Genomic DNA, 8,205 nt, shown 5'->3' on the forward strand with positions numbered 1-8,205 from the left:
GTCACGGCGTCACGACCGGCGCGGGCCCGCGGTTCCGGCGAGGGCCTCCGCGACGAGCTGCTCGATGACGACGGCCACGCCGTCCTCGTTGTTGCCGGTCGTACGGCCCGAGGCGGCGGTGATCACGTCCGGGTGGGCGTTGCCCATCGCGTACGAGCGGCCCGCCCAGGTGAGCATCTCGATGTCGTTCGGCATGTCGCCGAAGGCGACGACCTCCTCGGCCGTGATGCCGCGCTCGGCGCAGCACAGGGCGAGCGTGGAGGCCTTGGAGACGCCGAGTCCGCTGATCTCGATGAGGGCGGTGGGGCTGGACCGGGTGAAGGCGGCCCGGTCGCCCGCGGTCGCCCTGGCCACCGCGAGGAACGCGTCGGGGTCGAGCTCCGGGTGCTGGGCGAGCAGCTTGAGCACGGGGGCCGCCGCGCCGGTCTCCTCCTCGAAGAGGAGCTTCTCGGCGGTGGCGACGGTGGCGCCGGGGTCGAGGAAGAAGGGCGGGTAGTGCGGCTCGTAGTGGATGCCGGTGGTGAGCTCGACCGCGAAGGAGGTCCCGGGCGCGGCGGCGCGCAGGGCCTCGACGACGTCGAGGGCGACGGGCCGTTCCAGCGGGCGGACCTCCAGGAAGGCGCCTCCGGCGTGCAGGTCGACGACGGCGGCGCCGTTGGCGCAGATCGCCATGCCGTGGCCGTGGACGTGCTCGCTGACGACGTCCATCCAGCGGGCGGGCCGGCCGGTGACGAAGAAGACCTCGATCCCGGCCCGCTCGGCCGCGGCGAGAGCGGCGACCGTGCGCTCGGAGACGGTCTTGTCGTCACGGAGCAGCGTGCCGTCGAGGTCGGTGGCGATCAGCCGGGGCACCTGGGCGGAAGGGCGCGGAGAACGCGAAGGGTGGGAAAAGGTCACCGCACCATTCTTCCGCACCGCGCGCACGGGCGTGCGATGAGCCGCACATATGAGTGGGAAAAGAGGGGCGGAGGGCCTGATTCAAGCCTGGGACGGAGTATTACCGGCCGCGTCCGCCCGTCCGTCTGTCCACCCGTCCATCCGTCCGTCTGTCCACCCGTCCATCCGTCCGTCTGTCCACCCGTCCGTCCGTCTGTCCACCCGTCCATCCGTCCGCCCGTCCGCTCACCGGGAGCACCGGCCCGTCCCCTCCCGTGCCGTATCCGGCTCGTTCGGACATGGCCGTAAACATCCGTTCGTTTTCCCGGGCGGCGGGGAAGGCTCCGGGGACTGACGGCGTCTCCGAGGGAGCGGGGCATGGTCGTGGTGCGGCGGAGCGGGGAGTGCGACTTCTGCGGCGCTCCGTACGGGACGTGGGTCGCGAGCCTCGGCATGGCCCTCTGCTCCGCGTGCGCGCGGACCGGAGAGGACCGGCCCGCGCGGGATCCGGTCCTGGTGGGCGACATCCTGGCGGCCCTGGCGGACGCCTCGGTCCTGCCCGCACCGGAGCTGCCCGCCTTCGAGCTGTCGGCCCCGGCCCTGCCCGCCCTTGAGCGGCGGGAGCCCTGACGGGGCGACCGTCTGCCGGGGCGGCTGTCGGCCGGGGCTCTCGTCGTACGAGGACGGGGGCGAGGACGAGGGTAGGCGTGGATGCGGGCGCGGGCGCGAGCCCGGGCGTCGCGTGTCAACCCAGCCGGGACAGGGCCTCCGTGGCGATGGACTCGAAGACGGCCTGGTCGGCGGCGAAGTCGGAGTCCGGAATCGGCCAGTGGATCACGATCTCGGTGAACCCGAGCTCGCGGTGGCGGCCGGCGAAGTCCACGAAGGCCTCCACGGACTCCAGCGGCCGGCTCCGGTCCGGGGTGAAGCCGGTGAGCAGGATCTTGTCCAGTTCGGCCACCTCCCGGCCGGTCTCGGCGCACGCCTTGCCGAGCCGCTCGATCTGGCCGCGCAGCGCCGCCACCGACTGCTCCGGGGTCCCCTCCTCGTACAGTTTCGGGTCGCCGGTCGTCACCCACGCCTGCCCGTGCCGCGCGGCCAGCCGCATCCCGCGCGGGCCGGTCGCGGCCACCGCGAACGGCAGCCGGGGGCGCTGGACGCAGCCCGGGATGTTCCGCGCCTCGTCCGCCGTGTAGAACGTGCCCCGCTCCGTCACCGCGTCCTCGGTCAGCAGCCGGTCGAGCAGCGCGACGAACTCCCCGAACCGGTCCGCCCGCTCCTTCGGCGTCCAGGCCTCCTGCCCGAGCGCGGTGGCGTCGAAGCCGTTGCCGCCCGCGCCGATGCCGAGGGTGATCCGCCCGTCGGAGACGTCGTCCAGGGTGATCAGGTCCTTGGCGAGCGTCACCGGGTGCCGGAAGTTCGGCGAGCCCAAGCCTTGCTCATACCATCGGTGCCATGCCCCGCCCCAAGCACCGAGAGCCGACCATCACCCCAGGTGAACCGGCCGCCCTGTACTGCCGAATATCCCAGGCCGACGATGACGACCAGACCGGCGTCGACCGGCAGGAGCGCATCTGCCGGGAGATCGCCGAACGGCGCGGCCTGGCCATCGACCCCGCCCACGTCTTCGTCGACAACAGCCGCTCCGCCTGGCGGCGCAACCGCAAGCGCCCCGGCTGGGACCAGCTCCTCGAACGCGCCCGGCGTCGCGAGTTCCGGCACATCATCGCGTACCACCCCGACCGGCTCATGCGGCAGCCGCGCGACCTGGAGGAGCTGCTCCAGGTCTCCGACGAGCAGGAGATCGTGCTGCACGGCGAGGCGAACCGCCGGAACCTCTCCGACCCGGACGACCGCTTCATCCTCCGCATCGAGGTCGCCCACGCCTGCCGCTCCTCCGACGACACCTCCCGCCGCCTGAAGTCCGCGCTGGCGGAGCGGGCCGAGACCGGGATGCCGCACTCGGGCAAGCGGCGGTTCGGGTACGAGCCCGATGGCATGACCATCAGGGAGGACGAGGCCGAGGTCGTCCGCGAGGTCTTCGACCGCTACCTCAAGGGCCAGAGTCCGGTTTCCATCGCCCTCGTCCTCCACAAGCGCGGCATCAAGACCGTGTACGGCAAGGAGTGGGCCCAGGGCACCGTCCGGGCCCTGCTCGACTCCCGCCACGTGGCCGGTATCCGCATGCATCAGGGCGAGGAGGTCGGTGCCGGGAAGTGGCCCGCCATCATCGACGCCGGCACCTGGGCCGAGGTCCGCGCCCGCCGCGAGTACCGGTCCGCGATCCACCAGACCAACCTGGAGCTGCGCCGCTTCTACCTGCTGCGTGGCCTGGTGATGTGCAAGCGCTGCGGCACCCTGATGTCCGGTACCAAGGTCGGGGCCGTGCCCTCGTACCTGTGCACGCGCAAGAGCCGCAATGACGAGAAGAAGTGCGTCCGCCGCATCGCCGCCGTGAAGCTGGAGGAGTTCGTCACCGAGGCCGCGATCGACCTGCTCGGCCGCCTCACCGTCTCCGGCCAACTCGCCTCCGCCACACCGACGAACGCCCTGACGGAGGCGGTGGAGGCTGACCAGCGGCAGCTCGCCGAGCTCAACCAGATGTGGACCGCCAAGGAGATCTCCACGGCGGAGTACCGGGCGATGCGCAAGGACATCACCGACCGGATCGCCAAGGCCCAGAAGCGGATGGTCGTGCGGCCGGTGAAGCTGCTCGACGGACTCACGGGGCCGGGGGCCAGAGCCGCCTGGGAGGCCGACGAGATGACGGACGAGCGGCGCAACGCCGTGCTCCGCTTCCTCTTCTCCGGCGTGGTCATCGACGCGTCGAGCAAGCCGAGCGGAGTCTTCGACTGGGACCGCATCGACATCGAACAGAACCAGCTCTGACGTCGGGCACGGGCTCGGGCGAGGGCGCATTATCCACGGAAACGCCGGTTCGCCCAACCGGCGAATTTCCGGAAGCTAGAGGCGTCGCGTGCGGATGACCTGCCAGTCGTCCGTGAGCGCGGCACGCGCGGCCCCAGGTGTTGGAGCACCTGGAAGCAGCGCGATGCAAGCGACCGCCCGACGACCTCATGCGGTGCGGGGACTGCCATCCCCGCACCGCCCGCAAGGAGCTGCCCGTGCGCCGGCTGCCCGAGGCGAGCACAGCACCGACCACCCCCACGACGACCCGAGCCGCACGACAGGAGGAAGCCCGGGCTCAGGCCCTACGACGCGTCTGCGCCGGATTCACCACGACGATCAGCCCGCACAGCGCGGCACGGCTGGCCGACCTGATGACCGGATCGCGGTACGAGAAGGCTGCCTGAAGCCCCATACAGAGAAGCGGCCCCGGTGTTGGAGCACCAAGGCCGCAGCGACTCCCAAGACGACCGCCCAAAACGATCTACACGGTGCCGGGACCTGCCAGTCCGTATCGGCCCGAGACAAGGAAGCTCAGTGCCCCAGGGTACGACCCCGCAGTGGCAAGCACCATCCGCTCACTCCCACGCTGGCCCGCAGGACGCGATCGGCGTCACGGCAGCCCCGCCTCACGACGCAGACGCCGAGGCGGCCGTGCTCGGGGCCTGCATGTTCCAGAGCGCGGTCATCGACGAGGTCCGGCAGGTGTTGGAACCGGGCGACTTCTTCCGGCCCGCGCACACCACGATCTGGCACGCCCTGCTGGAGCTGCGCAGGCAGGAAGCGCCGACCGACGCGATCGCCCTGTCCCACCAGCTGAAGTCCACGGGCGACCTCACGCGCGTCGGCGGCCCCCAGTACCTGCATTCCCTGGCGACCTCGGCGGCCGTGGGGTCGGGTGCCTCGTACTACGCGGACATCATCCGCAGCCATGCCGACCTGCGCGTCCTGCAGGCCACGGCGGTCCGCGTGCTCCAGGGCGCCACCACGCCGGGAGCCGACCCAGCCGAGGTGCGAAGCCTGCTGGCGGCGTCGCTGAGCGAGGCCGCCGACCGCGCCCGCCGCAGCTCGGGCGGGCGACTCCAGCGGTACGCCGTGGACGGCTGGTCCTTCGTCACCGACACCCCCGCCACCACCGAGCCCGTGTGGGGGACGCCGGGAAAAGCGGCATGGGCCTCGGGTGAAAGTCTGATGCTCGTCGGGCCCCCCGGCGTCGGGAAGTCGACGATCGCCCAGCAGGTCGTCCTCGCCCGCCTCGGCCTGCTCGCCCAGGTCCTGGACATGCCGGTGCGGGAGGGTGAGAAGGTCCTCTACATCGCCGCGGACCGGCCGAGCCAGCTCGCCCGCGCCTTCACCCGGGTTGTGCACCAGGCCGACCGGGACATCCTGCGCCAGCGCCTGGTCTTCTGGTCGGGACCGCTGCCTGCCTCGCTCAACACCGAGCCGCAGCTTCTCGCCGAGCTGGCCGCCGAGCACGGGGCGGACACGGTGGTGATCGACAGCCTCAAGGACGTGGTCGGCAAGCTCACCGACGACGAGGCCGGCCTCGCGTACAACAACGCCCGCCAGCAGCTCCTGCGCGACGGCGTCGAGCTTCTCGAACTGCACCACCAGCGCAAGCAGGGCCCCGACGCCTCGCGCACCCAGCGCCCTGTCCTCGACCAGGTCTACGGCTCGGCCTGGTTCACCGCAGGCGCGGGCAGCGTCCTGTTCCTCAGCGGCGCGGCCGGGGACCCGGTGGTCCACCTCCACCACCTCAAGACGATCGACGACGAGATCGGCCCGCTGCCGGTCATCCACGACCATCCCCGTGGCACCTCGCGCGTCGACACGAGCCTCGCCCCACTGACCCTCCTGCGGCAGGCGGGCGCGAACGGGCTCACCGCCCGCCAGCTCGCCACCCAGATCACCGGCGAGGACAAGCCCATCGCGGCGGACATCGCCAGGGCAAGGCGTCGCCTGGAGAACCTCACCAAGAGCGGACATGCCACCCAGGAGACCGGTGCCGGCGGCGGCACCGGGGGCGGCCAGGCGACCCGCTGGAAGGCCGTCGCCCGCCACATCACCGCCGTGTCCTGACCGGCGGCTCGTACGCGGTGCCGTACGCGCCCCGACCCGCCGAGGGCGCGTACGCACCGCCTCCGCCGCGTACGAATCTCAGGAAACCGCAGGTCAGCCGCCTACGCGCCATCGAACGGCGCATTCACACCCTTGGCGCGTACGCGCTGCCCCCTCCTTGGAGAGGGGACAGCGTAAGCGCCCCCGCTCTCACAGCTCGTGGAGAACCGTCCTTGCTCATCACCGCACACCCGGCTGGCACCGCCCCAGAGCTTGTCGTCACGGCGACAGGAGCACGGGCATGAGGGCCCTACGCAGCCAAGGCCACACCCGCGATCGGAAGCGGCGCCTCTCGGCCGCCGTCGTCACAGCGGCCGTGGCGGCGCTCGTGTGCACCGCCTACAGCGCGGACACGAGCTGGCGGTTCGCCGCCCACCACCTCGACATGCGCAACACCGCCGAGCACACCGCGATGTTCGCCGCCGCCGAGCTCGCCCTGTTCTCCATGGCCCTGATGGCCCGCCAGAACCTGCACGGGCCGAGGCAGGCGGCTGGCCTGCCCGGAGTCCTGGTCTGGGTGATCACCACCATGCAGACCATCCCCGCCTACGCCGAGTCCGGCCCGGTCGGCGGCACCGTGCGTGCCTTCACCGGCCCGGTGATGGCAGCAGTGCTGTGGCACCTGGCGATGGGTATCGAGCTGCGCCAGCGGACCCCCGACGCCGCCTCCCGCGGGCTCGCCGCCGTCCTCACGCGGCAGGCGCGCGAGCGGCTGCTCGCCCGCCTGGGGATCGTCGAGCAGGACCAGGGCGCCGCCGAGATCATCCGCGACCGGGCTATGCACCGGGCTGTCGCTCTGGCCGCCCGCCTCGCCGAGATGACGCCCGAGCAGCGCACCGGGCGGGCGGGCCGGCGCACCGTGCGCCGCCTGTCCAGGGCCCTCGCCCGCTCCGGCATCGACGCCGACCCGCGCCGCAACGAGCAACTGCTACGACAGCTCGCCACCCGCCGCCAAGCAGCCGCCCTGGCCACCATCGACCTGCCCGAGTGCTGGACCACTCCCGCCGGGCAGCCCGCCAGCCCGCGCGCAGCACAGCCCGACCACTCCCAGGCGGACGCCGACGATCGGGCGGACGGAGACGGACGGGCAGAAGAGTGCACCCGCCCGCACCCATCAGATCCGGGCGACGAGGAACCCCACCAGGGCAGCCGCCCGGAATCCGCCCGCCCGAAACCCACCGCCCGCTCCGGCCCGGAACGGGCAGCCCGCCAGCACGAGGCGATTCCGCCACCCTCGGGCAGCGGCTCGCGTACCCCACTGGCCAAGCGCCCCACGTCGAAACCGAAGCGGCCGGGCGGCAAACCGCGCGCCACCGCCGACGTCCTTCGCGACTACGCCCGCAGGCTCCTTGACGAGCACGGCCGCCTGTCCCGCGACCTCCTGGAGCAGGCCGTACGCGGTGACGGATACACGGTCGCCAGCGACGACGCCGGTGCCATCGTCCGCGTGGTCAAGGCCGAGCTGAGTGCCTCCCACGACGGCTGACGACCGCCTCGCCCATCTTCTCGCCCCTCCCGGAGATCCCGATCGTGACGCATGACCCCCACCACGCCGATCACCGTTCCGGCGAACTGCCGTCGCTGGCGAAGTCCCCTACGCTCATGGACCGTTTGCGGCGCGCGTTCGGACGGGCTGCTCCTGGCGGAGCCAGTAGTACCCCGAGTCCGACTCAAGGCTGGTCTTCGGGGATCTCCGCCCCGGGGGTGGCGGAGACGGCCCGACGCCAGGGGGCGCCGGACCGGGAGGTCGGGACCGAGGGCGGCCCCGACCCGGACGAGCTCCACGCCGTCCAGCAGCAGATCCTCCGCCCAGCACCCGCCACCGAACCGACGGTCGGTGAGCGAGCGGTGCAGAGCGTGCAGCCGGCGATCCGCCGTTTCACCGGCACCAAACGGACCGTCCGTGTCGGACCGCTGCGGTTCACCGGCGACGAGCACAACGCGCTCCAGGAGGCCGCTGCCGAGCACGGCTACAAGGGAGAATCCGGCTTCGCTGCGGACATCGTCCTCGCCTTCATCACCGGCCGGTTCACCGCGAACCTGCCGCTGTCCGAGGACCGCCGTCGCACCCACATGTTCCGCGCCCAGGTGCTGCGCGAGCTCAACCGCATCGGCGTCAACGTCAACCAGATCGCCCGCGCCCTCAACAGCGACCTCACCCCGCCCGACATCCGCCACAGGCTCGACGAGCTCCACCGCCTGCTGGAGCTGATCGCCGAGGCCCTGCGCGAACCGACCGACTCCAGGAAGGACCTGGCCGCGTGATCGCCGCCATCAAACCGGCCGGGTCCAACACCCGTGGCC

At 72.1% G+C, this 8,205-nt stretch carries 7 protein-coding genes and 1 pseudogene; 6 read left to right on the forward strand and 2 right to left on the reverse strand.

The window, feature by feature from the left end; translation table 11 throughout:
• Window positions 1-9: 9 nt before the first annotated feature.
• Entirely contained in the window at window positions 10-897 is an 888-nt protein-coding gene (locus OO47_RS11375; RefSeq protein WP_033208782.1) for a Cof-type HAD-IIB family hydrolase, read from the reverse strand.
• A 357-nt stretch (window positions 898-1,254) separates the two neighbouring features.
• On the opposite strand from OO47_RS11375, the gene OO47_RS36835 reads away from it, so the two are divergent.
• Entirely contained in the window at window positions 1,255-1,506 is a 252-nt protein-coding gene (locus OO47_RS36835) for a hypothetical protein (protein WP_030206889.1), read from the forward strand.
• A 115-nt stretch (window positions 1,507-1,621) separates the two neighbouring features.
• On the opposite strand, the pseudogene OO47_RS11385 reads toward OO47_RS36835, so the two are convergent.
• Window positions 1,622-2,302, reverse strand: a pseudogene (locus OO47_RS11385) (LLM class flavin-dependent oxidoreductase); the annotation flags it as partial.
• A 29-nt stretch (window positions 2,303-2,331) separates the two neighbouring features.
• On the opposite strand from OO47_RS11385, the gene OO47_RS11390 reads away from it, so the two are divergent.
• From OO47_RS11390 to OO47_RS11405, 5 genes are all read left to right on the forward strand, one after another.
• Window positions 2,332-3,765, forward strand: a complete 1,434-nt coding sequence (locus OO47_RS11390) for a recombinase family protein (RefSeq protein ID WP_030206894.1) — start codon at window positions 2,332-2,334, stop codon at window positions 3,763-3,765.
• A 236-nt stretch (window positions 3,766-4,001) separates the two neighbouring features.
• Complete coding sequence (locus OO47_RS36840; RefSeq protein ID WP_158708650.1) at window positions 4,002-4,190, forward strand: hypothetical protein; 189 nt, start codon at window positions 4,002-4,004, stop codon at window positions 4,188-4,190.
• Window positions 4,191-4,320: 130 nt separating this feature from the next.
• Complete coding sequence (locus OO47_RS11395; RefSeq protein WP_030206897.1) at window positions 4,321-5,862, forward strand: DnaB-like helicase N-terminal domain-containing protein; 1,542 nt, start codon at window positions 4,321-4,323, stop codon at window positions 5,860-5,862.
• A 280-nt stretch (window positions 5,863-6,142) separates the two neighbouring features.
• On the forward strand, window positions 6,143-7,387 hold the full coding sequence (locus tag OO47_RS11400; protein WP_051715291.1) for a hypothetical protein: 1,245 nt from the start codon (window positions 6,143-6,145) through the stop codon (window positions 7,385-7,387).
• 218 nt (window positions 7,388-7,605) lie between these two features.
• The gene (locus OO47_RS11405) at window positions 7,606-8,166 is read left to right on the forward strand and encodes a MobC family plasmid mobilization relaxosome protein (RefSeq protein ID WP_033208784.1); all 561 of its coding nucleotides are present in this window, start codon (window positions 7,606-7,608) and stop codon (window positions 8,164-8,166) included.
• The last annotated feature ends 39 nt before the right edge of the window (window positions 8,167-8,205 follow it).

Origin of the sequence: Streptomyces bikiniensis (genome assembly GCF_000716625.1) — a bacterium.
Taxonomy (GTDB): domain Bacteria; phylum Actinomycetota; class Actinomycetes; order Streptomycetales; family Streptomycetaceae; genus Streptomyces; species Streptomyces bikiniensis.

What these genes read in the sequence shown, in the direction of transcription:
- OO47_RS36835 (WP_030206889.1), top strand. Translation starts at nt 1,255, where the DNA reads ATGGTCGTGGTGCGGCGGAGCGGGGAGTGCGACTTCTGCGGCGCTCCG.
- OO47_RS11400 (WP_051715291.1), top strand. Translation starts at nt 6,143, where the DNA reads ATGAGGGCCCTACGCAGCCAAGGCCACACCCGCGATCGGAAGCGGCGC.
- OO47_RS11390 (WP_030206894.1), top strand. Translation starts at nt 2,332, where the DNA reads ATGCCCCGCCCCAAGCACCGAGAGCCGACCATCACCCCAGGTGAACCG.